Origin of the sequence: Streptomyces alkaliterrae (genome assembly GCF_007097205.2) — a bacterium.
In the GTDB taxonomy this organism is placed as follows: domain Bacteria; phylum Actinomycetota; class Actinomycetes; order Streptomycetales; family Streptomycetaceae; genus Streptomyces; species Streptomyces alkaliterrae.
Genome location: NZ_VJYK02000041.1, coordinates 1 through 25348 on the forward strand (window position 1 = coordinate 1; position 25348 = coordinate 25348).

Here is a 25348-nt window from a genome sequence, read left to right on the forward strand (position 1 = left end):
GCCCCACGGCGTCAGACACCCTCGCCACCCTCACCCACGACCCCGACCCGGCCGTCTCCCACACCGCCACCTACGTCCTCCGCCTCCGCGATCCGCACTGACGACCGCCTTCGGCCTTCGCGCCCCTACGCGGCGTCAGCGCGCGTATCGTCTCCGCAAGCGGGGGTGTTGGGGCGACGACCGGGGGATTGCCGTCATGGCCCAGATCAGCGATCGCTGTGGAACCAGCGTGCTGAAGAACGGCAAGCTCGCACGCGCCATCAGTGACGCGTCGTGGACGGAACTGCGCTCCATGCTGGAGTACAAGTGCGCCTGGTACGGGCGCGACCTCGTCGTGATCGACCGCTGGTTTCCCAGTTCCAAGCTGTGCGGGGCCTGCGGCACGGTCGCGGCGAGGATGCCGCTGAACGTCCCGGAGTGGACGTGCGACTGCGGCGCGGTGCATGACCGCGACGTGAACGCGGCGAAGAACGTCCTGGCCGCCGGACTGGCGGTGACAGCCTGTGGAGACGGTGTAAGACCTCAACGGGAGTCCTCCCGGACGGGGCAATCGTCGGTGAAGCAGGAACCCCAGCGGGCGACCGGTGGCGCAGCCGCGCTGTGCTCGGACCGAGGTGAGGGGGGAACACACATCTGAGGCTGGGCGCAGGGGTGCTCTTGTCTTGTCTCTGTTCCGTTCGCCCCGGGCGTCCGGGCGCCGGGACCTACTATCGGAGTACAGCAGCCTGAGCTAACGCACTGGGGTGATCGTGAGCAACTGGGCCGACCTGTCGAACGGTAAACGCATCAAGCATCTACGGGGCTCCGATCTGACACAGCAGGGGCTCGCTGACGCGTCGGGGCTGTCTCTCGCCCTGGTGCAGAAAGCCGAGCAGGACCGCGGTGAGTTGTCCGTCGGTTCTCTGCTCAAGCTCGCCCACGCGCTGAACACGGACGTATCCGTGATCCTGGGACAACAGGCACCGCGTCGAGGCATGGCGCAGCGCGACCGCGCCGCGCTGCGTCAACTGTCCGATGCCGTGCACGAGAGCGCCCTCGGCGAGTGGGAGGGCATCGACGACCCGAGCACCGTCGAGGAACTGGGTGAGGCGCGCAACCGCGCATGGGATGCCTACTGGGTGAGCGACACAGCCAAGGTGAGTAGCTACGCCTCGAAGGTCCTCATGGAAGGACAGGTCAGGTATGCCAGCGCTACCGGCAGCGAGCGCGAGCAACTGGGATCGATTCTGGCGAGTACGTACCGTGTAGCCGCTTCATGTGCGAACGGATTCGGGCGACGCGACCTTGCCTTGAGCGCGCTCACGTCGGCAAAGCACGTCGCTAGGAACGTCGACGACCCCGTGATGGCGGCGCTACTTGAGTCGACGCTGTCATGGATCTACCTGCGCGGCGCCAAGTTGCCCCGCGCTGTGTCCGTGGCCGAGCGTGCGGCACTGGCGATCGAGCCATCGTTCAGCAACGGGTCCCGCCCGCAGTTGCTCGCGTACGGGCGTCTGATGATCTCCTCGGCTGTGGCGGCGTCGAGGTGCGAGGACGAGGGCGCGGCCGACGACTACATCTCGCAGGCGCACGCGGCGGCGGCAAGGCTCGGACGAGACGAGCAGTTGTACGGGACCAGCTTCGGCCCAACGGCGGCAAAGACCGAGGCTGTTGGAATCCATGTCGCCCTGAAGAACTACGGGCGCGCGCTGAAGCTCGCCAGTCACCCGGACATGAGGGAGCTGCCCAAGTCCATGTCGAAGGTGGCCCGGAACCGATACAAGCTTGATGTGGCCCACGCGCAGTGTGCGGCCGGCCTCTACGACCAGGCGGGAGACACGCTGATCGAGGTAGGGCTCGACGCCCCGGAGTGGGTCAAGCATCAGGCATTGCCTGGTGTCATCGGGAGGCGTCTTGCGAAGGTGTCCACAGCGCGAGTGCGGAACATCAGCGAACTCATCGGCGTGCCCTTGATCGTGTGAGTCCTACGGAGCGTACGAGCTCGGGCCGGGCGACCATGCATGGTAGTACGCCCCGTCACTTCACTCTGGGTCATCGAATGGGCACGATTGACGCATGGTCAGCGTCGAGAGCGGACAGAGGCAGGGGCGGGCAAAGTCCCGTCGGACGGAAGGCGACCTGAGGCGGCGTCAAGCACTCGCGGACGCGGCAGCGGGCATCAGGCCCGGTGAGGCTGACGTGCCGGCTGAGGCCGCGAAAGTCGAGCGGTTCCGCTGTGTGATCTACCTGTGCGGTGCCCCCGACACGAGCATCACGGCACCCCGCCAGGAGTGCACCGAGTACGCCGATGCGTTCGGGTGGGAGATCACCGACGTGATCGAGGAACGCGCGGGGCTGCTGTCGCCGCATGGACGTGACGGGCTGGGGCGGGCCGTTGAGCACATCAAGAGCGGCGAGGCCGGTGCCGTGCTCACGGCGTGGCGCTCGATGATCTCCTCCGTCCCGCAGGAGTACGACGAGGTGGCGCGCGAGATCGAGAAGGCGGGGGGCTTCCTTCACGTCAAGGACTCGGCGCACAGCGAGCGAAGGGTCGCGCGGTGACTCGCCGAAGGTTCCGCTACGTCCCGTTCACCATTGAGCAGGACCAGGCGGCAGAGCCGGAGTACGAAGCGTGCTGCGTGTCCGGCGACGACGCCGAGTGCGGGGCGGAGTCCGGTACGCACAGCGGTCCGGGGCCGGTCGAGGAGTGGCAGCGCAAGCACACGCAGGAGACGGGGCATCGGCGCTACCGCCGGGACTTCGGCGACTACGCGGTGATGCGGCCTCCGGCGGAACTGGCCGAACTGGCGTGGGCGAACGGGGGTACGGCGTGATGTTCGCTCCGGCCGTTGAGCGTCCGTGGCGCGATGCGTGGCCCCTGGTCGCGCAGGTCGGCGACGGTAACGCGTGGGTGACGGGCGAGTGTTGGTTGTTCTGCCGCCGTGAGGGCGTGGCCGTGCTGTGGGTCGGCTCGGTGACCACACCCGGCGCGACCGGCGACGTGTACGCCTGTGGTCCCTGCCTCGCGGAACTTGACTACATGGTGCGTGTCCAGGCGCACGGTCGCGACGGGCACGGCAACGGCGCCGTGCAGTCGGCCACCGGGCGACCCGCCGGGGCCGTGACCTGTACGCCGCGGCCCTGCCCGCAGGGGTGGCGCAATGACCAAAACCAAGACGTGTGAGCACCGGCAGACCGAAAAGCGGGACGGCAAGACCTACTGCCGCGGCTGCAAGCGACAGCTCTACCTGTGAAGACTCCGCCCCCTGCCGGGATGACCTGTGAACTGGTCCTCCCCAACGGATCTCCCGGCAGGGGAGCGGGAACCATCCCCGCCCCGGTTGAGTCATCCGCCCGCGCACCCTGGGCAGGTCGAGCGTCGGCCGGGGCGGGTTCTGCACAACACCACCGTACGAAGCGATCAAGGAGGAGACTTGGGAACGAGGTTCGCGGACCCGGAGAGCGCCGCAGCGGCCCCGTGGGGGCTGCGCCGAATGACGCCGTTGCGCAACGGTTCTCCCTCACCGTGGCGCTACACGGGCATTGACCCTGCCACGCAGACCGGCAGGTGGGTCGGGGAGGACGGAGCGATGACGCCGGCCGAACTCGGCAAGCACGGAACGAGCGTGAACACCTACCCGCCTACGCAGATCGGTAAGGACGGCAAGGTTGACAACGACTCCGGTCACGACGCGACACAGGACTAGGGGGTAACGCCATGGACGGACGCCCGGTGCTGGTCTGCACGGAGTTCGAGGACGCAACCGCTGATCTGGTCATCGCGGAACTGAACCGGCGCCGGGTGCCCGTCCTCCGGTTCGATCCCGGGCGCGATTTCCCGGCGCACGTGCTGCTCGCCGCGCACCTCGGGGCCGATGGGTGGGGCGGGCGGTTGACGGTCGGGGACCGGACGGCCGACCTGTCCGCTGTCCGCGCTCTGTACCACCGTCGGCCGAGCCCCTATCCGACCGGTAGCGGCGAACAGGCGGCCCGGTTCGCCGCACAGGAGAACCGTCGCGGCCTGGGCGGCGTACTGGGCGCACTACCGGGGTGCCTGTACCTGAGCCACCCGCAGGCGATCGCTCGGGCGGAGTACAAGCCCGCGCAGTTGTCCGCTGCGCTCCGCACCGGGCTCACGGTCCCGCCGACGCTGATCACGAACGATCCGGGAGAGGCCAAGGCCTTCTGCGCCGCACAGCCGACCATCTACAAGCCCTTGCACGCGGGGGCGTACGAGATCGAGGGCGAGCCAGCCGGCATCTGGGCTGCTCCGGTCGAGGCGGGCGAGATCGACGCCGCGGTGAGCCGCAGTGGGCACCTGTTCCAAGCACAGGTGCCCAAGGTGGCAGACGTGCGTGCGGTCGTCGTCGGCGAGGAGGTGTTCGGCGCACGGATCACCGCGCCGCCGGGTGTTGTGGACTGGCGGGCCGAGTACCAGAACCTCACCTACGAGCGTGTCTCCTGCCCGGAGGAGATCGGCGGGGCGCTGGTGCGGTTCCTCGCCACTTTCGGGCTGAAGTTCGGCGCCTTCGACTTCGCCGTGACCGCCGACGGCACGTGGTGGTTTCTGGAGTGCAACCCCAACGGCCAATGGGCGTGGCTCGAAGGCGCGGCCGGACTGCCGATCACCCTCGCCATCGCAGACCTGTTGGAGAACGGAGCGAGTCAACATGAGTGACCCTTTGCCGTCGGAACACCTACGCGCCGACCTTGCGCGGCGCCTGTCCAAGACCGGCGCCTTGCGCAGCCCGGAATGGGAAGCGGCGGTGTTGTCCGTGCCCCGAGAGGCGTTCCTCTCGCGCGGCTGGTTCGAGTACGAGGAAGGCGGCTGGTACCGACCCGCGGTCGGAGACTCACCGGAAGGGCTCGCACGGATCTACGAAGACGACACCCTTGTGACGCAGGTGGCCGGGGGCGTCTTCCCCGACCAGGTCGAGGGACGCGTCGCCGCGGCCCCCTCGTCCTCCTCCACCATGCCGAGTCTGGTCGTGCGGATGCTCGAAGACCTCCGGGCGACCGAAGGAACGCGCGTGCTGGAGATCGGCACGGGCACGGGCTACTCAACGGCGCTGCTGTGCCATGTCGTCGGCGACGACAACGTGACCACGATCGAGGTTGACGCCGAGGTATCGGCCCGTGCCGGTATCGCGCTCGCGGGCGCCGGGTACTGGCCATCACGCGTGGTCGGTGACGGACTGGCTGGGCACAAGGAAGGCAGCCCGTATGACCGCGTGATCGCCACATGCGGCGTACACACCGTGCCGGCCGACTGGCTCACGCAGGTCCGGCCTGGCGGTGAGGTCCTGGTCACCGTCGGCGGATGGATGCACGCATCCGAACTCGTACGGCTCACCGTCGGCGACGACGGCACGGCCTCCGGCCCGGTCCTCGGTGGGCAGGTCTCGTTCATGCTGGCCCGCCCCCACCTCCCGCCCCCGCTTGGCATCCTGCCGAATCTCAGCGAGGGCGACGCGGTGCGCGCTGAGATGGGCGCGGACGTGCTCGACGACTGGACCGCCCGGTTCGTCGCACAGTTCGCCGCGCCGCGCGCGCAGCGGCTCACTCTGGAACGTGACGGCCGAACGGAACACGTCGTGGTGGACGTGGCCGCCGAAGCGTGGGCGGTTGTCTTCCAGGACGGTGGGCGGTGGATGGTCCGGCAAGGCGGCCCGGCGCGGCTGTGGGACGAGATCACCGAGCGTGTCACGCAGTGGCAGGCGGACGGGCGCCCACCCGCCGACCGCATGTGGCTGCACGTCGCCCAGGACGGTCAACACCTCACCTGGACGTAACCGCCGGCTGACAGCCCCCGTGCTGTCCCGTCCGCCCGCTGCTCCCCGAGGCGGGCGGACGGGGCTTGCCTCACGCGCTCGGGGCGGACCCTTCCGGCGTCTGCTCGGGCTTCTGCTTGGCCACGTACGTACCGCTGTCCCGCGAGTTCTCGAACGAGCCGATCGTCTGCGACCGGAGCCTCTCCCCGTGCACGCGCCTCTTCCGCCCGTTGTGGAACAGCGCACCGCCGATCAGGCCGAACACAACAGCTCCGGCGAGGCCGATCCAGAGGATCGGCTGCGTCACGTCGCCACGCGCGGCGCTGCCACCGGCGCTGGCACCGCCGACGCCGAGGCCGATCAACGTCACCCCCACCACGGTCTGCACGCGCCCCAGCAGAACCAGCCGGTCGCCCCTACGCCGGTCCCTGTGCGCGGCGCCGCGCGGCTCCCTCACAGCCGGACGCGCGCCCCCGTCCCCCTCACGATGAGTCATGCTTGATTCTGCGCCGCCGCGCCGACGCTTGTCTCGACCCAGTCCGGCCTCTCCGGAGGCCCAGTGCCGGAACGCGCGAATACCTCAGGCGGTTGCCGGGATCGCCAGGTCGGACAGGTCGGTGTTGGCGCCGCAGAGGATGACGGCGACCTTCTCGCCGGCTGCCGGGCGGTAGCCGTGCTTCGCCGTCTCCGCGACCTCCGGAGTGGCCAGGGCTGCCAGGGCGGTCGCGGCGCCGTGCTCGACGGCGAGCCTGCGGTCGTCCCAGAGCGCCTGGCGCGCGTGGACGATCTTGTCGTCCGGTACCAGCACGGAGTGCACGCCGTCCTGTCGGGCGGCGGCGAGTGCCATGGCGGAGGTCCGCCGGGCGCCGAGCGAGTCGGCGGCGATCGAGTCCACCGGAACGTCGACCACCCGACCTGCTTCGACCGCCGCGTTCAGCGCACGGCAGTTCTCCGGCTCCACCGCCACCGTGCGGATGCCGTGGTGCCGGGCGGCTGCGGCGACGCCGGCGAAGAGCCCACCGCCGCCGACCGCGACCACCACGGTGTCCAGGTCCGGGATCTGCTGGTGGATCTCCTCCATCAGGGTGCCCGCCCCGGCGGCGATCAGAGGGTGGCCGTAGGCGTGCGACGCGAGCGCGCCGGTGGCCGAGGCGAACTCCTCGCAGGCGGCCAGGGCTTCGGCGTACTCCGCACCGACCAACCGCACGTCGGCGCCGTAGCCGCGCAGCTTGGCCACCTTCACCTCCGGCGCGGTGGCGGGCAGGAACACCGTGGCCCGGACGCCCTGCTGCCGGGCCGCCCAGGCGCACGCCAGGCCGGCGTTGCCGCCGGAGGCGATGGTCACCCCGGCGTCCGGCAGGGTGCCCGCGTCCCGGTGGGCCTGGAGGAAGTTCTGCGCGCCTCGGGCCTTGAACGAGCCGGTGTACTGCATGATCTCCAGGGCCAGCCACACCTCGTACGGCTCCTCGGGCCGGTCGCCGAGGGCGTCCCCCTGGTCGGTACGGATCCCGCCCGGTTCAACCCGGGCCAGCGCGACAGGCCGGACTCGTCCGGCCGTCCGGTCGACGGCGGCTTTGATATCGCTGTACACGAGCTGATGCACTCTTGTCGCTCCTGGCAGGGGATGGTTGGCGAGACCGGGTTCAGGCTACGCGCCGGGAGTGCTGGACCGTCTCGGCCGGTTGCCGTACGGCTGGGCGGCGGCTGTCCCGAGCCGGTCCGGCCTTTGTCAGGACGACTTCACGTACTCGCCCGCTGGTCCGGCGCCCGCGGACTCTCGGGCCTGGAACGCGGTGCGGTAGGCGTGCGGCGACGTGCCCGCCATGCGGGCGAAGTGGTGTCGCAGCGTCACCGTGGAGCCGAAGCCGCTCGCGTCGGCGACGCGTTCGATCGGCAGGTCGGTCGTCTCCAGGAGTTGCTGGGCGCGGCGGACGCGAGCGCGCAGCAGCCACTGCTGCGGAGTGGTGCCCGTCTGCGCGCGGAAGTGGCGGTTGAGGCTGCGGACGCTCATCGCCGCGTGCTGTGCGATGTCCTCCAGGGTGAGCGGGCGGTGCAGATTGCCCGCCATCCAGTGCAGCGTCGGTTCCAGCGTCGTGGTGCCGGCCGGCATGTGCGGGTGTTCGACGAACTGGGCTTGGCCGCCGTCGCGTCGCAGTGGCATCACCGTGCGGCGGGCGGTGGCCGCCGCACAGTCCGCGCCCAGGTCGCGCTGGACCAGATGCAGGCACAGGTCCAGCGCGGCGGCGACGCCGGCGGAGTTGATCAGGTCGCCGTTGTCGACGAACAGGACATCGCCGTCCACGGTCACGCGTGGGTGGCGGCGGGCGAGTTCGTCCGCGTACTGCCAGTGGGTGGTGACCCGGTGCCCGTCGAGGAGTCCGGCGGCGGCGAGTGTGAACGCGCCGACGCACACGGAGGCCATCCGGGCGCCGCGTGCCGCCGCCGCGCGGAGGGCCGTCACCACGGGGCCGGGCGGCGGGCTGAGGAAGTCGGCGTGGGCGGGGACGACGACGGTGTCCGCCTCCGCGAGGGCGTCCAGTCGGTAGGGCGCCTGGATCCGGAACGCTCCGCGGTCCGGCGAGGTCGTGACGGTCCGGCTGGGGGAGCACACCCGTAGCCGGTAGTGCTCGGTGTCGGCGACCTCGTTGGCCGTGCCGAAGACCTGGCCTGGTACGGACAGCTCGAAGGGCAGGACGCCGTCGAGCGCGAGGATGGCGATGACCGTCATGGCCAGAAGTTAGCGCATGCTGGCATTCCGGCCACTGTCCGGGGGATCGGCGCTGCCGCAGGATCGTCAGCGATCCCGATCTGCTGAGGAGCCCACCGTGGACCTGTCCCTCCCCGATCCGTGTGCGGATTTCGGCCTGCCGCGTACCGAGCTGACCGCGTGTGCGCTGCGGTTCGTCGCGGACGCCGAGCCCGGCTTCCTGTACCGGCACAGCGTGCGCAGCTACCTGTTCGCCCGCGCGGTGGCCGACGCACAGGAGCTGCGGCCCGGTGTCGACTACGACGACGAGCTGGTGTTCCTGGGCTGTGTCCTGCACGACCTGGGGTTGTCCGAGCAGGGCAACGGAGATCAGCGGTTCGAGGTGGACGGCGCCGACCTGGCCGCCCGGTTCCTGCGGGAGCACGGGGTCGACGAGGCCCGGGTCGCGGTGGTGTGGGACGCCGTCGCGCTGCACACGTCGGACGGGATCGCGCACCGCAAGGGCCCGGAGGTCGCGTTGACGCAGGCGGGCGCCGCCGTTGACGTGCTGGGGCGCGGCGGTGAGCGGCTGCCGCCGGGCTTCGCGGACCGCGTCCACGCCGCCTTCCCCCGGGGCGACCTGGCCTACGCGATCACTGAGGCGATCATCGCGCAGGCCCGGGAGAACCCGGCCAAGGCCGGACCGCTGAGCTTCCCCGGTCAGGTGCTGCGCCGCCGTCTGCCCGAAGGTGCGCTGCCCGACTGGCACGACCTGATCGCCCGGTCGATCTGGGGTGACCGGCCCTTGGGCAGGGCGACGGGCGCTGCAGCCGGCGACGCCACGCCACTCGCCGACCGGAGTGCTCGGTCCTGTCGCCCAGGGCGTTCATCCGCCCTCTGAAGTGCTCGGTCGGACAGTCCGGCTACGGGAAAGCGATTGCATAACACTGCATGGGTTCGTATAGTCATGCCATCAAGGAGGAGGAACGATGGCTGTGACTGCTGCGGTGGCCGGGGCGAGCGGGTACGCGGGGGGTGAACTCCTGCGCCTGCTGGTGCAGCACCCGGAGGTGGAGATCGGGGCGCTGACCGGCAACTCCAACGCCGGGCAGCCGCTGGGCGCGCTGCAACCGCACCTGGCGCCGCTGGCGGACCGGATCCTCCAGCCGACCACCGTCGAGGTGCTGGCCGGGCACGACGTGGTGTTCCTCGCGCTGCCGCACGGGCAGTCCGCCGCGATCGCCGAGCAGCTCGGCGACGACGTGCTGGTGATCGACTGCGGCGCCGACTTCCGGTTGCGGGAGGAGGCGGACTGGGTCCGCTACTACGGCAGCCCGCACGCGGGGACGTGGCCGTACGGGCTGCCGGAGCTGCCGGGCGCCCGCGAGGCGCTGCGCGGTACGCGCCGCGTCGCCGTGCCCGGCTGCTATCCGACGGCCGTCACGCTCGGGCTGTTCCCGGCGTACGCGGCCGGGCTCGTCGAGCCGGAGGCCGTGATCGTCGCCGCGTCCGGGACCTCCGGGGCCGGAAAGGCGCTCAAGCCGCACCTGCTGGGCAGCGAGGTGATGGGCTCGATGAGCCCCTACGGCGTCGGCGGCGTCCACCGGCACACCCCGGAGATGGCGCAGAACCTCTCGGCGCTCGCCGGTGAACCGGTCACCGTCTCGTTCACGCCGACGCTGGCGCCGATGCCGCGCGGCATCCTCGCCACCAGCACCGCGAAGGCCAGGCCCGGCGTCACGGCCGCCGCCGTACGCGAGGCGTACGAGAAGGCGCTGGCCGGCGAGCCGTTCGTGCGGCTGCTGCCGGAGGGCGCGTGGCCGGTGACGGGCGCCGTGTACGGCTCGAACACGGCGCTGGTCCAGGTCGCGCTGGACGAGGGTGCCGGGCGGGTGGTCGCCGTGAGCGCCATCGACAACCTCACCAAGGGCACCGCCGGCGGCGCGGTGCAGAGCATGAACATCGCCCTCGGACTGTCCGAGGAGCTGGGACTACCGACGATCGGAGTGGCACCGTGAGTGTGACCGCGGCGAAGGGATTCCAGGCGGCGGGCATCGCCGCCGGAATCAAGGAGAACGGGAACCCGGACCTGGCCCTGGTCGTCAACCGAGGCCCGCGTCTGGCCGCCGCCGGGGTCTTCACCAGCAACCGCGTCAAGGCGGCGCCGGTGCTCTGGTCCGAGCAGGTGCTGCGCGGCGGGCAGGTCTCGGCGGTCGTCCTCAACTCCGGTGGCGCCAACGCCTGTACGGGCCCGGCGGGCTTCCAGGACACCCACGCGACCGCCGAGAAGGTCGCCGAGGTGCTGGGGCACAGCGCCGGAGAGGTGGCCGTGGCCTCCACCGGGCTGATCGGCATCCGGCTGCCGATGGACAAGCTGCTGCCCGGCGTCGAGACGGCCGCCGCCGCGCTCTCCCAGCACGGCGGTGAGAAGGCCGCCATCGCGATCAAGACGACCGACACCGTGCACAAGACCGCCGTCGCCGAGGGCGACGGCTGGACGGTCGGCGGCATGGCCAAGGGCGCAGGCATGCTCGCGCCCGGCCTGGCCACCATGCTTGTCGTGCTGACCACCGACGCCGACGTGGACAGCGCCGAGCTGGACACCGCGCTGCGGGCGGCCACCCGCACCACCTTCGACCGGGTCGACTCCGACGGCTGCATGTCGACCAACGACACCGTGCTGCTGCTGGCCTCCGGCGCCTCTGAGGTCGTACCGGACACCGCCGCGTTCCACGAGGCGGTCCGGGCCGTCTGCGACGACCTGGCACAGCAGCTGATCCGGGACGCCGAGGGCGCTTCCAAGGACATCCGGATCGAGGTCGTCGGCGCGGCGAGTGAGGACGACGCGGTGGAGGTCGGCCGGTCCATCGCGCGGAACAACCTGCTCAAGTGCGCCGTGCACGGCGAGGACCCCAACTGGGGGCGGGTGCTGTCCGCGATCGGCACCACCTCCGCCGCCTTCGAGCCCGACCAGCTGAACGTCGCCATCAACGGCGTGTGGGTGTGCAAGGGCGGGCAGGTCGGCGAGGACCGCGACCTGGTCGACATGCGCTACCGCGAGGTGCGGATCACCGCCGACCTGGCCGCCGGCCAGGAGTCCGCGGTGATCTGGGCCAACGACCTGACCGCCGACTACGTCCACGAGAACAGCGCCTACTCCTCATGAGCACTCGCAAACACACCGCCCTGCCCAAGGCCCGCATCCTCATCGAGGCGCTGCCCTGGCTCACCCGGCACAACGGCCGCACGGTGGTCATCAAGTTCGGCGGCAACGCCATGGTCGACGAGGAGCTGAAGGCGGCCTTCGCGCAGGACGTCGTCTTCCTCAGGCAGGCCGGGCTGCGCCCGGTGGTCGTCCACGGTGGCGGCCCGCAGATCAGCGCGCAGCTGGAGAAGGCCGGGCTGGCCTCGGAGTTCCGCGGCGGGCTGCGGGTGACCACGCCGGAGATGATGGACGTCGTGCGCATGGTGCTCGCCGGTCAGGTGCAGCGGGAGCTGGTCGGACTGCTCAACCAGCACGGCCCGCTGGCTGTCGGCATGACCGGCGAGGACGCGCATCTGTTCGCGGCCGTGAAGCGGCACGCGGACGTGGACGGTGAGCGGGTGGACATCGGGCGGGTCGGGGAGATCACCGCCGTGGACACCGGGGCCATCGAGGCGCTGCTGGACGACGGCCGCATCCCGGTCGTCTCCTCGATCGCCCGCAGCGCCGACGAGGCCGACGAGGGCAGCCCGGGGACCGGCGTGTACAACGTCAACGCCGACACCGCCGCCGCCGCGCTCGCCGCCGCGCTGGGAGCGGAGACGCTGATGGTCCTCACCGACGTCGAGGGCCTGTACGCGGACTGGCCGAACAGCGACGACGTCATCAGCCGGCTGACCGTCAGCGAGCTGGAGAAGCTGCTCCCCGACCTGGCCAGCGGCATGGTGCCCAAGATGGAGGGCTGCCTCCACGCGGTGCGCAACGGCGTCCGCACGGCCCGCGTCATCGACGGGCGCGTCCAGCACAGCATCCTGCTGGAGATCTTCACCGACGAGGGCATCGGCACGATGGTCGTGCCGGACGAGGGGGAGTGACCGTGACCACCACCAGCCAGGCCACCCCGGCCACGGGCCGGGCAGCGGAGCAGCCGGCAGCCCCGCGGAGCGGCGCGCTGCGTGCCCGCTGGCAACGGGCGCTCATGGACAACTACGGCACGCCGCCGCTCGCCCTCAGCCACGGCGAGGGCGCCCGACTGTGGGACGCCGACGGCCGCGAGTACCTGGACTTCGTCGGCGGCATCGCCGTCAACGCGCTGGGCACCGGCCACCCGGCCGTCGTCCGCGCGGTCTCCGACCAGATCGCCACGCTCGGCCACATCTCCAACCTCTACATCTCCGAGCCCGCCGTGGCGCTCGCCGAGCGGCTGCTGGAACTGGCCGGCCGCGACGGCTCGGTGTACTTCTGCAACTCCGGCGCGGAGGCGCTGGAGGCCGCCGTGAAGCTGGGCCGGCGCACCGGACGGACCCACATGGTGGCCACCGAGGGCGGCTTCCACGGCCGCACGATGGGCGCGCTCGCCCTGACCGGGCAGCCCGCCAAGCAGGACCCGTTCCGCCCGCTGCCCGGCGACGTCACCCACGTCCCCTACGGCGACGTCGAGGCGCTGCGGGCGGCGGTGACCGAGGACACCGCGCTGTTTGTCGTCGAACCGGTCCAGGGCGAGAACGGCGTGGTCGTGCCGCCCGACGGCTATCTGGCCGCCGCCCGGGAGATCACCGCCGCCACCGGCACGCTGCTGGTGGTGGACGAGGTGCAGACCGGTATCGGGCGCACCGGGCACTGGTTCAGCAGCCTCGCCCAGGGCGTGGTGCCGGACGTGATCACCCTGGCCAAGGGGCTGGGCGGCGGTATGCCGATCGGCGCCGTGCTCGCCTTCGGTGAGGCCGCCGAGCTGCTGACGCCCGGCCAGCACGGTTCCACCTTCGGCGGCAACCCGGTGTCCTGCGCCGCCGCCCTGGCGGTGCTCGACACGCTCGCCGCCGAGGACCTGCCGGCGCGCGCGCTCGCCGTCGGGGAGCGGATGCGGGAGCGCGTGTGGGCGCTGGGCCACCCGCTGATCGACCAAGTGCGCGGGGCCGGGCTGCTGCTGGGTATCGTGCTCACCGAGCCGGTGGCGCCGCAGGTGCAGAAGGCGGCTCAGGACGCGGGCTTCCTGGTGAACGCGGTCAAGCCGGACGTGATCAGGCTGGCGCCGCCGCTGGTCATCGGCGAGCGGGAGGCGGACGCACTGGTCGCCGCCCTGCCCGCAGTCCTCGACGCAGCAGACCGCAGCCGAGGAGCCGGAGAGTGACGATGACCGAGGGGCACAACGGCGGGCCCGCCGTCCCGCAGACCCGTACCGCCCGGCACCGGCGGATCGTGGACCTGCTGGGGCGTCAGCCCGTGCGGTCGCAGAGCCAGTTGGCCAAGCTGCTCGCCGACGACGGCCTCTCGGTCACCCAGGCGACCCTCTCCCGCGACCTGGACGAGCTGGGCGCGGTGAAGATCCGCAACGCCCAGGGCGAGCTGATCTACGCCGTGCCGAGCGAGGGTGGCGACCGGACGCCCCGGGCGCCGCTGGGGGAGTCGGCCACCGAGGCGCGGCTCTCCCGGCTCGCCGCCGAACTGCTGATCTCGGCGGAGGCGTCGGCGAACCTGGTGGTGCTGCGGACGCCGCCCGGCGCGGCGCAGTTCCTCGCCTCCGCGATCGACCAGGCCGAGCTGCACGAGATCATCGGCACGATCGCCGGCGACGACACGCTGCTGCTGATCAGCCGCGACCCCACCGGTGGCCAGGCGCTGGCCGACCACCTCCTCCGCCTGGCGCAGAAGAACCGCTGAGCGGGCGGCCGCGCCGGAGGCCGCCGAACGCAGGACGCCGAACGCCGGGTGGGTCGACTCCGAGTCGACCCACCCGGCGTTCCCGTATGCGCCCTGGAAGCCACCGCACCCCTGCTGACCTGGGGCGTTGACGAAGCATGCGGAGGAGTGCATACTTATACCAGTCACCGCATGGATCGTAAGGAGCACCCCGTGACCGAGCGCGTTGTACTCGCATATTCCGGTGGCCTGGACACCTCCGTCTGCATCGGCTGGATCGCGGAGGAGACCGGAGCCGAGGTCGTCGCCGTCGCCGTGGACGTGGGCCAGGGCGGGGAGGACCTCGACGTCATCCGCAAGCGCGCGCTCGCCTGTGGTGCGGTGGAGGCCGAGGTGGCCGACGCCAAGGACGAGTTCGCCGAGGAGTACTGCCTCCCGGCGATCAAGACCAACGCGCTCTACATGGACAAGTACCCGCTGGTCTCGGCGCTCTCCCGGCCGACGATCGTCAAGCACCTGGTCGCCGCCGCCCGCAAGCACGGCGCCACCACGGTCGCGCACGGCTGCACCGGCAAGGGCAACGACCAGGTCCGGTTCGAGGCCGGCATCTCCTCCCTCGCGCCCGACCTGAAGTGCATCGCCCCCGTGCGGGACTACGCCATGACCCGGGACAAGGCCATCGCCTTCTGCGAGGACAGGGGCCTGCCCATCGCGACCACCAAGAAGTCGCCCTACTCCATCGACCAGAACGTCTTCGGGCGGGCCGTGGAGACCGGCTTCCTGGAGGACATCTGGAACGCCCCGATCGAGGACGTCTACGACTACACCTCCAACCCGGCCACTCCGCAGGAGGCCGACGAGGTGGTCATCGCCTTCGAGCAGGGCGTGCCGGTGGCGATCGACGGGCGGCCGGTGACGGTCCTCCAGGCGATCCAGCAGCTCAACGAGCGGGCCGGCGCGCACGGTGTCGGCCGGATCGACATGGTCGAGGACCGGCTGGTGGGCATCAAGTCCCGGGAGGTCTACGAGGCGCCCGGCGCGATGGCGCTGATCACCGCGCACCAGGAGCTGGAGGCCGTCACGGTCGAGCGGGAACTCGCCCGGTACAAGCGGCAGGTCGAGCAGCGGTGGACCGAGCTGGTCTACGACGGTCTGTGGTTCTCCCCGCTCAAGCGGGCCCTGGACGGCTTCGTCGACGAGGCGAACCAGCACGTCACCGGTGAGATCCGGATGACCCTGCAGGGCGGCCGGGCCGTGGTGACCGGCCGGCGGTCGGAGAAGTCGCTGTACGACTTCAACCTGGCCACCTACGACACCGGCGACACCTTCGACCAGTCGATGTCGAAGGGCTTCATCGAGATCTTCGGCCTGTCGAGCAAGATCGCCGCCAAGCGGGACCTGGCACAGTAGGCCCCGGGCCCCGGCAGCACGACACGACCCGAGGCCGCCCCACCGGTGCCGTCCGGTGGGGCGGCCGCCATATACGCCACGAGGAGCACGGAGAAGATGACCGAAGGAGCCCGGCAGGGCGGCGAAGTGAAGCTGTGGGGCGGCCGGTTCGCGGACGGCCCGAGCGAGGCGCTGGAGAGGCTGAGCGCCTCCGTGCACTTCGACTGGCGACTGGCCCCCTACGACATCGCCGGTTCCCGCGCGCACGCCCGGGTGCTGCACCGGGCAGGTCTGCTGACCGCCGACGAGCTGGAGCGGATGCTCGCCGGGCTGGACCGGCTGGCCGCCGACGTCGAGAACGGCTCGTTCGTCGGCACCGTCGCCGACGAGGACGTGCACACCGCACTCGAACGCGGCCTGCTGGAACGCCTCGGTCCGGACCTCGGCGGCAAGCTGCGCGCCGGGCGGTCCCGCAACGACCAGGTCGCCACCCTGTTCCGGATGTACCTGCGGGACCACGCGCGCGTCATCGGCGGGCTGCTCACCGACCTCCAGGAGGCTCTCGTCGGGCTCGCCGAGACGCACCCGGACGTGGCGATGCCCGGCCGGACCCACCTCCAGCACGCCCAGCCGGTGCTGTTCGCGCACCACGTGCTGGCGCACGTGCAGGCGCTGTCGCGGAACGCCGAGCGGCTGCGGCAGTGGGACGAGCGCACCGCCGTCTCGCCCTACGGTTCGGGTGCGCTGGCCGGCTCCTCCCTCGGCCTGGACCCGCAGGCCGTCGCCGCCGACCTCGGCTTCGAGCACGGCTCGGCCGCCAACTCCATCGACGGCACCGCCTCCCGGGACTTCGTCGCCGAGTTCGCGTTCATCACGGCGATGATCGGCGTGGACCTCTCGCGGATCGCGGAGGAGGTCATCATCTGGAACACGAAGGAGTTCTCCTTCGTCACCCTGCACGACGCCTTCTCCACCGGCTCCTCGATCATGCCGCAGAAGAAGAACCCGGACATCGCCGAGCTGGCGCGCGGCAAGTCCGGGCGCCTCATCGGCAACCTCACCGGGCTGCTGGCCACCCTCAAGGCACTGCCGCTCGCCTACAACCGGGACCTCCAGGAGGACAAGGAGCCGGTCTTCGACTCCTGCGACCAACTCGAGGTGCTGCTGCCGGCTTTCACCGGGATGATGGCGACGCTGACCGTCAACCGGGAACGCATGGCGGAGCTGGCGCCGGCCGGCTTCTCGCTCGCCACCGATGTCGCCGAGTGGCTGGTGCGGCAGGGCGTGCCGTTCCGGGTGGCGCACGAGGTCGCCGGGGAGTGCGTGAAGGTCTGCGAGAGGGAGGGCATCGAGCTGGACCAGCTCACCGACGAGCAGTTCGCCGCGATCTCCGAGCATCTGACGCCCGAGGTGCGCTCGGTGCTCACCGTGTCCGGCTCGCTGGCCTCCCGGGACGGACGCGGCGGGACGGCCCCCTCGGCCGTCGCCGCGCAGCTCGCCGAGGTGAAGTCCGATCTGGTGAAGCAGCGCGAGTGGGCGCAGGCCGGTAGCCGGTAGTGCGGCGCCGCACGGCTACGGTGGAGGTCCCACCGCAGCCGTGACGTTGGAGCCGTGATGCCGTTCACCCGCCTGGCCGAGGCCACCACGCCGACCGCACGGATCGGACTCGGCCTGGCCGCCGTCGGCCGCCCCGGCTATCTGAACCTGGGGCGGGACCGCGACCTGCCCGCCGAGCGTTCCGCCGACGCCCTGCGCGACCGCACCCGGCAACTGCTGGACGCGGCCTACGCGCAGGGCGTCCGCTATGTCGACACCGCCCGCAGCTACGGCCGCGCCGAGGAGTTCCTGGGGGAGTGGCTGCAGGAGCACCCGGAGGCGGGCGAGGTGGTCGTCGGCAGCAAGTGGGGGTACGTGTACACGGCGAACTGGCGGGTCAGTGCGGACGTGCACGAGGTCAAGGAGCACTCGCTGGCGATGTTCCGCACCCAGCGGGCCGAGACCGGCCAGCTGCTCGGGGATCACCTGGACCTCTACCAGGTGCACTCCGTCACCCCCGACAGCCCGGTGCTCACCGATGCGGAGATGCAGCGCGCGCTGGCCGAACTCGTCGAGGAGGGCGTGTCGGTGGGGCTGTCGGTGAGCGGCCCGGACCAGGCCGAGGCCGTCAGGCGGGCGCTTGAGGTGACGGTGGACGGCGAGCCGCTGTTCCGCTCGGTGCAGGCCACCTGCAACCTGCTGGAGCCCTCGGTCGGCGAGGCGCTGGCCGAGGCGCACGACGCCGGCCGCTGGGTGATCGTCAAGGAGGCCATGGCGAACGGCCGCCTGGCACCGGAACGGGCGCCGGAGGAACTGCGCCGGATCGCCGAGGAGTGCGACGCCGCCTGCGACGCGGTGGCGCTCGCGGTGATGCTCTACCAGCCGTGGGCGACGGTGGTGCTCTCCGGTGCCGCGACCGTGGAGCAGCTCTTCACCAACCTGCACGCCGTGACCGTCGACCTCACCGAGGAGCAGCGGGAGCGGCTGGCCGCGCTGGCCGAGCCGCCGGCCGACTACTGGCGGCACCGCTCCGACCTCACCTGGGCCTGACGCCGCCGGTCTCCCACCGATCCGTCCGGCGGGTCGGCACACCCTGGGAGTGAGACGAATCTGTCTCACATGAGATATGGTTGTCTCATGTCTACGAAGTCCGAGCAGGTGCTCGCCGCCGCCGCCGAACTGCTGGCCCGCAAGCCGGGCGCCTCCATGGACGAGGTCGCCCGAGCCGCCGGAATCAGCCGCGCCACCCTGCACCGGTACTTCGCCGGCCGCGACGCCCTGGTCACCGCGCTCGGCGCGCTGGGAGTGCGGCGGCTGGACGAGTGCGTCGACGCCGCCGCCGTCGGCGAGGGCTCCGCGTCCGACGCGGTCCGCCGGCTCGTCGAGCAGGTCATGCCGGTGGCCGGCTTCCTGGCGTTCCTCTACACCGAGCACCAGCTCTTCGAGCAGGACCGCATGGACGACGGCTGGCGGCGGGTCGACGACCGGATCAGCGGGCTGTTCCGGCGCGGGCAGCAGGAGGGCGAGTTCCGCCCCGAACTGCCGCCGGCCTGGCTGACCGAAGCCCTCTACGCCCTGGTGGCCGCATCCGACTGGTCCGTCCAGGACGGCCAGATGGCACCCAAGGACGCGCCCACCCTCGTCATCGAACTGCTCCTCGGCGGAGCACTCGCAAGGAAGCCCGCATGAACAGCCACCACCAGCCGTCGACCACCCAGGCCGAAACGTCACCGCAGGCCAACCCCGGGCGCTGGCTGGCGCTCGCCGTCCTGGTCTGCGCCGTCCTGCTCGTCGGCATCGACGCCACCGTGCTGGGGCTCGCGACCCCGTTCCTCGGTGAGGACCTGCGGCCCAGCGGTACGCAGCTGCTGTGGATCGGCGACATCTACTCTTTTGTCATCGCCGGTCTGCTGGTCACCATGGGCAGCCTCGGCGACCGCATCGGCCGCAAGAAGCTGCTGCTGGTGGGCGCGGCCGCGTTCGGCCTGGTCTCGGTCGGCACGGCGTACGCGCACAGCGCCGAGGCGATGATCGTCTGGCGGGCGCTGCTCGGTGTCGCCGGTGCCACGCTGATGCCCTCCACGCTGGCGCTCATCCGCAACCTCTTCCCCGACCCGCGCGAGCGCAGCTTCGCGGTCGGCGTCTGGGCCGCGATGACCTCGGCGGGCGCGGCCGTCGGCCCGGTCGTCGGCGGGTTCCTGCTGGAGCACTTCTGGTGGGGCTCGGTGTTCCTGATCAACCTGCCGGTCATGGCGGTGCTGCTGGTGGTCGGTGCCCGGGTGCTGCCGGAGTCCCGCAACCCGGCGCCCGGACCGTGGGACCTGCCGAGCGTGCTGCTGTCCATGACGGGCATCGTCGCCGTCGTCTACGCGGTGAAGGAAGGCGCGCTCTACGGCGCCCGGCTGGACGTGCTGGGGGCGGCCGCGGCGGGTGTGCTGCTGCTGGCGGTCTTCGTCCGGCGCCAGCTGCGGCTCCCGGCGCCGCTGCTGAACATGCGGCTGTTCCGCCACCGCGGGTTCAGCGGCGCGGTGCTGGCCGACCTGCTGACCATCCTGGGGCTGGCCGGGCTGATCTTCTTCCTTTCGCAGTTCCTGCAACTGGTCCAGGGGCGCAGTCCGTTGGAGGCCGGCGTCGCCGAACTGCCGGCGGCACTCGGCTCGGTGACGGCCGGTCTGCTGGCCGGTCGCATCGCCCGCCGCACCTCGGTGCGCGGCGCGGTCAGTGTCGGCCTCGCCGCCGTGGCGCTGGCCATGGGCAGCTGCGCCTGGCTGGCGCAGGACACCGGGTACTGGCTGCTCGGCCCGATCCTGCTGCTGGTCGGACTCGGCGCCGGGCTCGCCTTCACGGTGACCGCCGACGTCATCCTCTCCAGCGTGCCGAAGGAGGAGGCGGGCGCCGCCTCCGCCGTCTCCGAGACCGCGTACGAACTCGGCGTCGCCCTCGGCATCGCCGTGCTGGGCTCGATCGTCACCGGCATCTACCGCGGCTTCGCCCTGCCGGCGCAGGTGTCCGAGGCCGCGGCCGAGGAGGCGCGCGGTTCGCTGGGCGGCGCCGTGGAGGTGGCGGCCGGGCTGCCGGGGCAGGCCGGTGACGCGTTGCTGGACGCGGCGCGGGAGGCGTTCACCGACGGTCTGCGGACGGCCGCCTCGCTGAGCGCCGTGGTGCTCGCGGCGGCCGCCGTGCTCGCCTGGTACCTGCTGCGCGGCCAGCGCCTGGAGGAGTCACCGGAGAAGGCGGCCGCGCCGGCAGCCGAACCCGCCGCGTAGAGCGGGGACGGACAACGCCGGGGCGGGCGGTCCGACCGGACCACCCGCCCCGGCCTTCGTGCGCTCGTCGAAGGGCACGCCCAAGCGCCGGCTCAGGCGGCCTTCGCCTTGGTGGCGTACATGTCGACGTACTCCTGGCCGGAGAGCCGCATGACCTCGCTCATCACCTCGTCGGTGACCGCCCGCAGCACGTACCGGTCCCGGTCCATGCCCTCGTAGCGGGAGAAGTCCAGCGGCTCGCCGAAGCGGACCGTCACCCGGCGGCCGCGGCCGAAGCGCGGCATGCCCTTGCCGCCCGGCTGGATCCGGTCGGTGCCGATCATCGCGAACGGAACCACCGGCGCGCCCGTCATCAGCGCCAGCCGGGCGATGCCGGTGCGCCCGCGGTAGAGGCGGCCGTCGGGGGAGCGGGTGCCCTCGGGGTAGATGCCGAAGACCCTGCCCTCCTCCAGCACCCGGCGGCCGGTCATCAGCGCGGCCACGCCGCCGCGGCCGCCGTCCCGGTCGACGGGGATCATGCCGACACCGGTGAAGAACCACGCCATCAGCCGGCCCTTGAGCCCGCGACCGGTGACGTACTCGTCCTTGCCGATGAAGAACACCTGCCGCCTGCTGACAAGCGGCAGGATCATCGAGTCGATGAAGGTGAGGTGGTTTCCGGCGAGGATCACCGGGCCTGATCCGGGAATCCGGTCGGCACCCTCCACCCGTGGCCGGAACAGGGCCCGCAACGTCGGGCCGAGCACGGCCTTGATCAGCAGGAAACGGGGCTGCACGGCGACTTCGCCTCCGGTCTGGACGTTGTGTGGACGAGTGAGCACGCGGCAGGACGATACTCGTGGGTAACGCCCGGGGCCACGTCGGGTGGTGCGAGGGGCGGCGCCGGCCGCCGTCGGTCACCGTATCGGACGGGTGTTACCTCCATGTTCCGGCATGTTCCACGGGAAGTCCCCACCCTGGCGCGTCACAGCACCTACGCTGCGGGTTCGCGGCGCGCGCCCCCGGCGCGCGCCGCGAACCCGCACGCCAGTTGCATGCAGCCGATGGTGAGGAGAACCGATGTCAGACGAGCGACGACCGGGCAGGAGAGCGGTACTGGGGGCCGCCGCGCTGGGCGCGACGGCCGGGGTGCTGGGCGCCGGCGCCGCCCCCGCCGCGGCGGCCGGCCCCGCAGGTCCGGCACGCCGTGGCGGGAAGGGGCGTGAGCTGCCCGTCCCCGCGGTCATCGCGCATCGCGGTGCCAGCGGCTACCGGCCGGAACACACCTTCGGCTCCTACCAGTTGGCACTCGACATGGGCGCCGACGTCATCGAGCAGGACCTGGTGCCGACCAAGGACGGTCATCTGGTCTGCCGGCACGAGAACGACATCAGCGGCACCACGGACGTCGCCGACCGACCGGAGTTCGCCGACCGGCACACCACCAAGACCGTCGACGGCGAGCGCCACACCGGCTGGTTCACCGAGGACTTCACCCTCGCCGAGCTGCGTACTCTGCGTGCCGTCGAGCGCATTCCGCAGCAGCGGCAGCAGAACACGATCTACGACGGCCGCTGGCCGATCCCGACCTTCGAAGAGGTCGTGAAGTGGGCCCGACGGGAGGGCGCCCGCCGGGGCCGGCCGGTGTGGCTGCACGCCGAGACCAAGCACCCCACCTACTTCCGCAAGCTGGGCCTCGGGCTGGAGGAACCGCTCGCCCGCATCCTGCGCAAGCACAGGCTGCACCGCGCCGACGCCCCGGTCTTCCTCCAGTCCTTCGAGCCGACCAGCATGCGGCGTCTGGCGAAGCTGGTGGACACACCCCGCGTGGTGCTGCTCTGGGAAGCCTCCTACCGCCCGTGGGACTTCGTGGAGTCCGGCGACCCGCGCACGACCGCCGACCTCATTACCCCGAAGGGGTTGCGCTGGATCTCCGGCTTCGCCCAGGGCATCGGACCGCTTCTCGACCTGATCATCCCGCGTGACTCCGAGGGCCGGCTGACCCGCCCCACCACGCTGGTACGGGACGCCCACGACCGCGGCCTGGTCCTGCACCCCTACACCATGCGCAACGAGAACTCCTTCCTCCCGGCGGACTTCCGACGCGGCACCGACCCAGACGCCTACGGCGACGTCTTCGGTGCCTACCGCACCTACTTCGAGACGGGTATCGACGGGATCTTCACCGACAACCCGGACACCGCGCTGCTGGCCGCCGAGGACTTCCGTCGCTCCCACGGGTGATCGTCCCGCCGCGCCGCAACCGCCCGGCGGGACCCGCCCGTCCCGCCGGGCATGCACCCCTCCCCGAGGCTCCCCGGACGCCCGGCGCCCGCGAGGCGGCCGCCGCTTCCACCCCGTCCGCTGCTGGACGCCGTCTGTCGCGCGCAGACCGCGTCGTGCGGCGTCGACCTCGACGAGCTGCGTCAGCTGACCTGGCTGCGCTGGCTGGAACACCTCGGCGACACGGGCGGGCCGCCCGAGCCGGCGGACGTCTGGATCCGCGCGACCGTGCGGATCGAGGCGGCACGACTGCGTTCCGGCGCACGCCGTGAGACGGCCGTCCCACCGGCCCGGATCGCCCGTCTCGCCCGGCCGCCCGCCCGCCTCGAGCAGCACCGGCACGGCCACCGGGCCGGCCACGCGCTGCCCGACCGTCCCGCGGCGGACCCCGAGGAGCACTACCTGGCCACCGAACGCCGCCGCGCCCTGCGCCGCCTCATCACCCGTCTGCCCGGCCGCTGCCCCCGGCTGCTCACCGCCCTGCTGGCCGCCGACGGCGCGACGTACCAGGAAATCGCAGGTGAGTTGGGAATCTCACAGGGCAGTGTGGGGCCGTTGCGTTCCCGTTGCCTGGGATGTCTGCGCAGAATGCTCGTGACGGAGGTTGGAATCGTTGAACGCGGGGGAAGGGTGCGATAGACACCGACGTCATCAGGGCAGACAGTTCGGCCGCGCGACCCTCACCTCAGCGCGGACCGGCGCGACACTCACAAAGGGAGAGGCGTGCGCACATGGGCATGAGCGTGACCATCTCTGCGGCAGCCGAGCAGGACGTCGAGCAGATCCTCAAGCTCCAGTACCTCTGTTACCAGACGGAGGCCCAGCTTTACGGCGACTACACCATCGAGCCCCTCACCCAGAGCCTGGAGGAACTGCGCGCCGAGCTGGCCGGCGGCCGGGTGCTGGTGGCCCGGCTCGGTCAGGAGGTCGTCGGCTCGGTGCGCGGCTCGGTCGACGCCGAGGGCACCGGGCTGATCGACAAGCTCATCGTCCACCCCCGTCTCCAGCGGCACGGCCTCGGCGGCCGGTTGCTGGGCGCCCTGGAGCGCGAGCTCGCGCAGGCCGAGGGCGCCCGCCGGTTCCGCCTGCACACCGGGCACCGCAGCGACGGCAACCTGCGCCTCTACCGCCGCTGCGGCTACGTCGCCACGGCCACCGAGAGGGTGTCCGCGCGGCGCAGCCTGATCGTGCTGGAGAAGGAACTGGCGAAGGAGCCCGCCGACTCGGGGGCGTTTGTCACCAGCGCCTGAGCGGGCGGCAGTCGGACGAGGGGCGGGCGACCACGTGGTCGCCCGCCCCTCGGCGTGTGGTCGTGTCGGTCAGGGCCTGTCCGCCGGGTTGCGGTGGCGGCGCAGCCAGAGCAGTCCGGTGATCGGCAGGGCGAGCGGGATGAACAGGTAGCCCATCCCGTAGTTCGACCACACCGTGGCGTCCGGGAACGCGGCCGGGTCGAGCACCGTCCAGGTGCCGACGACCAGCACCCCGGCCAGCTCGGCGACGCAGCAGCCGACCGCCAGCACCCGGGCGCGCTCGCCGCCCCGCACCAGCGCCACCGTGATGAACCCGTACACCAGGGCGGCGAGCGCCGACAGCACGTAGGCCAGCGGCGCCTCGTCGAAGCGGGTGGAGAGCTGGTAGATCGAACGGGACGCCGCACCGATGGTGAAGACCGCGTAGAGCGTGACCAGCAGTCGTCCCGGCCCGGTGCCGATCCCGCCGGGCGCGGGCGCCCTCGTCCCGGTGCGTGCCTCAGCCAACGCCGCCTCCCCAGATGTCGTGCAGCCTCACCTGGAGGACCGCGAGCACCACCGCGCCGGCGGCCACCGTCACCGACCCCCAGCGGGTGCGTTCGGCGAGGGAGAGGAAGCCGACCGCCGGGATCGCGGCAGCCGCCCCCAGCAGGTACGAGACGAAGACCACCGTGCCGTCCGCGGGTTCCCGCCCCTGTGCCAGCAGGACGACGCCCACCACGAGCTGGGCGAGCGCGAGCACGGTGACCACGGCCATGCCGATGAAGTGCCAGTCCTTGGTCGGCTGGTCCCGGTAGGCCGCATGGCCGCACCAGGCGGCCAGCGCGAGAGCGGTCACGGCGACCGCGACCGTCAGCGGGGTGAGCATGGCGACGACTCTAGTACGGGCGAGCCGGCCCGCCTCAGTCGGCCCGCGCTCCGCCGAGGAGTGGTCTTGACCACAGTGCGGATGCCCTGGAAGCATCCGGGCCTCCGGACAAACGACGCCGTTTGCCCAGTTCAAAGGGGTCGAATCGGGCTGTGTTCGCTCAACTGGTCGGCTCGCCGAACCTGGTTCGGGCAGTCCGGAATGCGGACAGGTGTTCTGCGTGGTGAGACGGGCGTTCGGTGCTCTGTTTAACTGGGCTCCATGAGCACGACGCGGCACCGCACCACCGGCACCGAGGCGACGAACCCGCCCGGTCGCCGCTGCTGCCCGCGTCGAATGTGTGACCGCTGAGGGCCCCCGCCGCAGCCGCCTCGCGCCCCGAAGCGAGAGACCCGAGAGCCTGACGAACCGGCACCGCCGGTCCGCCCGGTCCGCCCGGACAAGGCGGCAGAGCTCCCGGTGAGGCATCGCCCACCCGCCCCGCACCGCGCTGACACAC

General features: G+C 71.7%; 26 protein-coding genes and 1 pseudogene. 21 read left to right on the forward strand and 6 right to left on the reverse strand.

Annotation, left to right across the window (positions count from 1 at the left end; genetic code table 11):
- Positions 1–229: 229 nt before the first annotated feature.
- The 7 genes and pseudogenes from FNX44_RS06040 to tgmC form a co-directional block, all read left to right on the forward strand.
- A pseudogene (locus tag FNX44_RS06040) lies at positions 230–637 on the forward strand (zinc ribbon domain-containing protein); the annotation flags it as partial.
- A 112-nt stretch (positions 638–749) separates the two neighbouring features.
- Positions 750–1961 carry a helix-turn-helix domain-containing protein gene (locus FNX44_RS06045; protein WP_143646945.1) on the forward strand — a complete coding sequence of 404 codons (1212 nt, stop codon included), beginning with the start codon at positions 750–752 and terminating at the stop codon, positions 1959–1961.
- A 217-nt stretch (positions 1962–2178) separates the two neighbouring features.
- Positions 2179–2541, forward strand: a complete 363-nt coding sequence (locus tag FNX44_RS06050) for a recombinase family protein (protein WP_228449695.1) — start codon at positions 2179–2181, stop codon at positions 2539–2541.
- The gene (locus FNX44_RS06055; RefSeq protein WP_143646925.1) at positions 2538–2813 is read left to right on the forward strand and encodes a DUF7848 domain-containing protein; all 276 of its coding nucleotides are present in this window, start codon (positions 2538–2540) and stop codon (positions 2811–2813) included. Before FNX44_RS06050 ends, FNX44_RS06055 begins: the two co-directional genes overlap by 4 nt.
- 447 nt (positions 2814–3260) lie before the next feature.
- Positions 3261–3686 (forward strand): putative ATP-grasp-modified RiPP, encoded by a 426-nt coding sequence (gene tgmA, locus FNX44_RS29635; protein ID WP_323369078.1) that lies wholly within the window; start codon positions 3261–3263, stop codon positions 3684–3686.
- Positions 3687–3697: 11 nt separating this feature from the next.
- On the forward strand, positions 3698–4657 hold the full coding sequence (tgmB, locus tag FNX44_RS06070) for an ATP-grasp ribosomal peptide maturase (protein ID WP_143646926.1): 960 nt from the start codon (positions 3698–3700) through the stop codon (positions 4655–4657).
- The gene (gene tgmC, locus FNX44_RS06075; RefSeq protein ID WP_143646927.1) at positions 4650–5771 is read left to right on the forward strand and encodes an ATP-grasp peptide maturase system methyltransferase; all 1122 of its coding nucleotides are present in this window, start codon (positions 4650–4652) and stop codon (positions 5769–5771) included. Before tgmB ends, tgmC begins: the two co-directional genes overlap by 8 nt.
- Before the next feature lie 70 nt (positions 5772–5841).
- On the opposite strand, the gene FNX44_RS06080 is transcribed toward tgmC, so the two are convergent.
- The 3 genes from FNX44_RS06080 to FNX44_RS06090 form a co-directional block, all read right to left on the reverse strand.
- Positions 5842–6138: a hypothetical protein gene (locus tag FNX44_RS06080; RefSeq protein ID WP_143646928.1), complete on the reverse strand. Its 297-nt coding sequence runs from the start codon at positions 6136–6138 to the stop codon at positions 5842–5844.
- Between the two features lie 192 nt (positions 6139–6330).
- A complete protein-coding gene (locus tag FNX44_RS06085; protein ID WP_143646929.1) occupies positions 6331–7353 on the reverse strand; it encodes a threonine/serine dehydratase in 1023 nt (340 codons plus the stop codon).
- A gap of 126 nt (positions 7354–7479) precedes the next feature.
- Complete coding sequence (locus FNX44_RS06090; RefSeq protein ID WP_143646930.1) at positions 7480–8478, reverse strand: GlxA family transcriptional regulator; 999 nt, start codon at positions 8476–8478, stop codon at positions 7480–7482.
- A gap of 97 nt (positions 8479–8575) precedes the next feature.
- Here FNX44_RS06090 and FNX44_RS06095 point away from each other — a divergent pair, with 97 nt between their 5' ends.
- From FNX44_RS06095 to FNX44_RS06145, 11 genes are all read left to right on the forward strand, one after another.
- Entirely contained in the window at positions 8576–9337 is a 762-nt protein-coding gene (locus FNX44_RS06095; protein WP_323369080.1) for an HD domain-containing protein, read from the forward strand.
- Between the two features lie 88 nt (positions 9338–9425).
- Positions 9426–10454, forward strand: a complete 1029-nt coding sequence (gene argC / locus FNX44_RS06100) for an N-acetyl-gamma-glutamyl-phosphate reductase (protein WP_143646932.1) — start codon at positions 9426–9428, stop codon at positions 10452–10454.
- Complete coding sequence (gene argJ, locus FNX44_RS06105; protein ID WP_143646933.1) at positions 10451–11602, forward strand: bifunctional glutamate N-acetyltransferase/amino-acid acetyltransferase ArgJ; 1152 nt, start codon at positions 10451–10453, stop codon at positions 11600–11602. The genes argC and argJ overlap by 4 nt, the downstream gene beginning before the upstream one ends.
- Entirely contained in the window at positions 11599–12513 is a 915-nt protein-coding gene (gene argB / locus FNX44_RS06110; protein ID WP_143646934.1) for an acetylglutamate kinase, read from the forward strand. The genes argJ and argB overlap by 4 nt, the downstream gene beginning before the upstream one ends.
- 77 nt (positions 12514–12590) lie before the next feature.
- A complete protein-coding gene (locus tag FNX44_RS06115) occupies positions 12591–13769 on the forward strand; it encodes an acetylornithine transaminase (RefSeq protein ID WP_228449698.1) in 1179 nt (392 codons plus the stop codon).
- Positions 13770–13771: 2 nt separating this feature from the next.
- Entirely contained in the window at positions 13772–14299 is a 528-nt protein-coding gene (locus tag FNX44_RS06120; protein WP_143646948.1) for an arginine repressor, read from the forward strand.
- Positions 14300–14491: 192 nt separating this feature from the next.
- Positions 14492–15688, forward strand: coding sequence for an argininosuccinate synthase (locus FNX44_RS06125; protein ID WP_143646935.1), 1197 nt, complete (start codon positions 14492–14494; stop codon positions 15686–15688).
- A 96-nt stretch (positions 15689–15784) separates the two neighbouring features.
- The gene (argH, locus tag FNX44_RS06130) at positions 15785–17224 is read left to right on the forward strand and encodes an argininosuccinate lyase (RefSeq protein ID WP_143646936.1); all 1440 of its coding nucleotides are present in this window, start codon (positions 15785–15787) and stop codon (positions 17222–17224) included.
- Between the two features lie 57 nt (positions 17225–17281).
- The gene (locus FNX44_RS06135; RefSeq protein WP_143646937.1) at positions 17282–18253 is read left to right on the forward strand and encodes an aldo/keto reductase; all 972 of its coding nucleotides are present in this window, start codon (positions 17282–17284) and stop codon (positions 18251–18253) included.
- Positions 18254–18340: 87 nt separating this feature from the next.
- The gene (locus tag FNX44_RS06140; protein WP_143646938.1) at positions 18341–18892 is read left to right on the forward strand and encodes a TetR/AcrR family transcriptional regulator; all 552 of its coding nucleotides are present in this window, start codon (positions 18341–18343) and stop codon (positions 18890–18892) included.
- Complete coding sequence (locus FNX44_RS06145) at positions 18889–20469, forward strand: MFS transporter (protein WP_143646939.1); 1581 nt, start codon at positions 18889–18891, stop codon at positions 20467–20469. Before FNX44_RS06140 ends, FNX44_RS06145 begins: the two co-directional genes overlap by 4 nt.
- Before the next feature lie 92 nt (positions 20470–20561).
- On the opposite strand, the gene FNX44_RS06150 is transcribed toward FNX44_RS06145, so the two are convergent.
- Complete coding sequence (locus FNX44_RS06150) at positions 20562–21290, reverse strand: lysophospholipid acyltransferase family protein (RefSeq protein ID WP_323369082.1); 729 nt, start codon at positions 21288–21290, stop codon at positions 20562–20564.
- Between the two features lie 238 nt (positions 21291–21528).
- Between FNX44_RS06150 and FNX44_RS06155 the strand changes: the two genes are divergently transcribed.
- The 3 genes from FNX44_RS06155 (at position 21529) to FNX44_RS06165 (ending at position 23981) form a co-directional block, all read left to right on the forward strand.
- Positions 21529–22692 carry a glycerophosphodiester phosphodiesterase gene (locus FNX44_RS06155; RefSeq protein ID WP_143646940.1) on the forward strand — a complete coding sequence of 388 codons (1164 nt, stop codon included), beginning with the start codon at positions 21529–21531 and terminating at the stop codon, positions 22690–22692.
- A gap of 51 nt (positions 22693–22743) precedes the next feature.
- On the forward strand, positions 22744–23370 hold the full coding sequence (locus FNX44_RS06160) for an RNA polymerase sigma factor (protein ID WP_143646941.1): 627 nt from the start codon (positions 22744–22746) through the stop codon (positions 23368–23370).
- A 92-nt stretch (positions 23371–23462) separates the two neighbouring features.
- Positions 23463–23981: a GNAT family N-acetyltransferase gene (locus FNX44_RS06165; RefSeq protein ID WP_143646942.1), complete on the forward strand. Its 519-nt coding sequence runs from the start codon at positions 23463–23465 to the stop codon at positions 23979–23981.
- Between the two features lie 69 nt (positions 23982–24050).
- On the opposite strand, the gene FNX44_RS06170 is transcribed toward FNX44_RS06165, so the two are convergent.
- Both FNX44_RS06170 and FNX44_RS06175 read right to left on the reverse strand, forming a co-directional pair.
- On the reverse strand, positions 24051–24488 hold the full coding sequence (locus FNX44_RS06170) for a hypothetical protein (RefSeq protein ID WP_143646943.1): 438 nt from the start codon (positions 24486–24488) through the stop codon (positions 24051–24053).
- Positions 24481–24849 (reverse strand): hypothetical protein, encoded by a 369-nt coding sequence (locus FNX44_RS06175; protein WP_143646944.1) that lies wholly within the window; start codon positions 24847–24849, stop codon positions 24481–24483. Before FNX44_RS06175 ends, FNX44_RS06170 begins: the two co-directional genes overlap by 8 nt.
- Positions 24850–25348 lie beyond the last annotated feature (499 nt).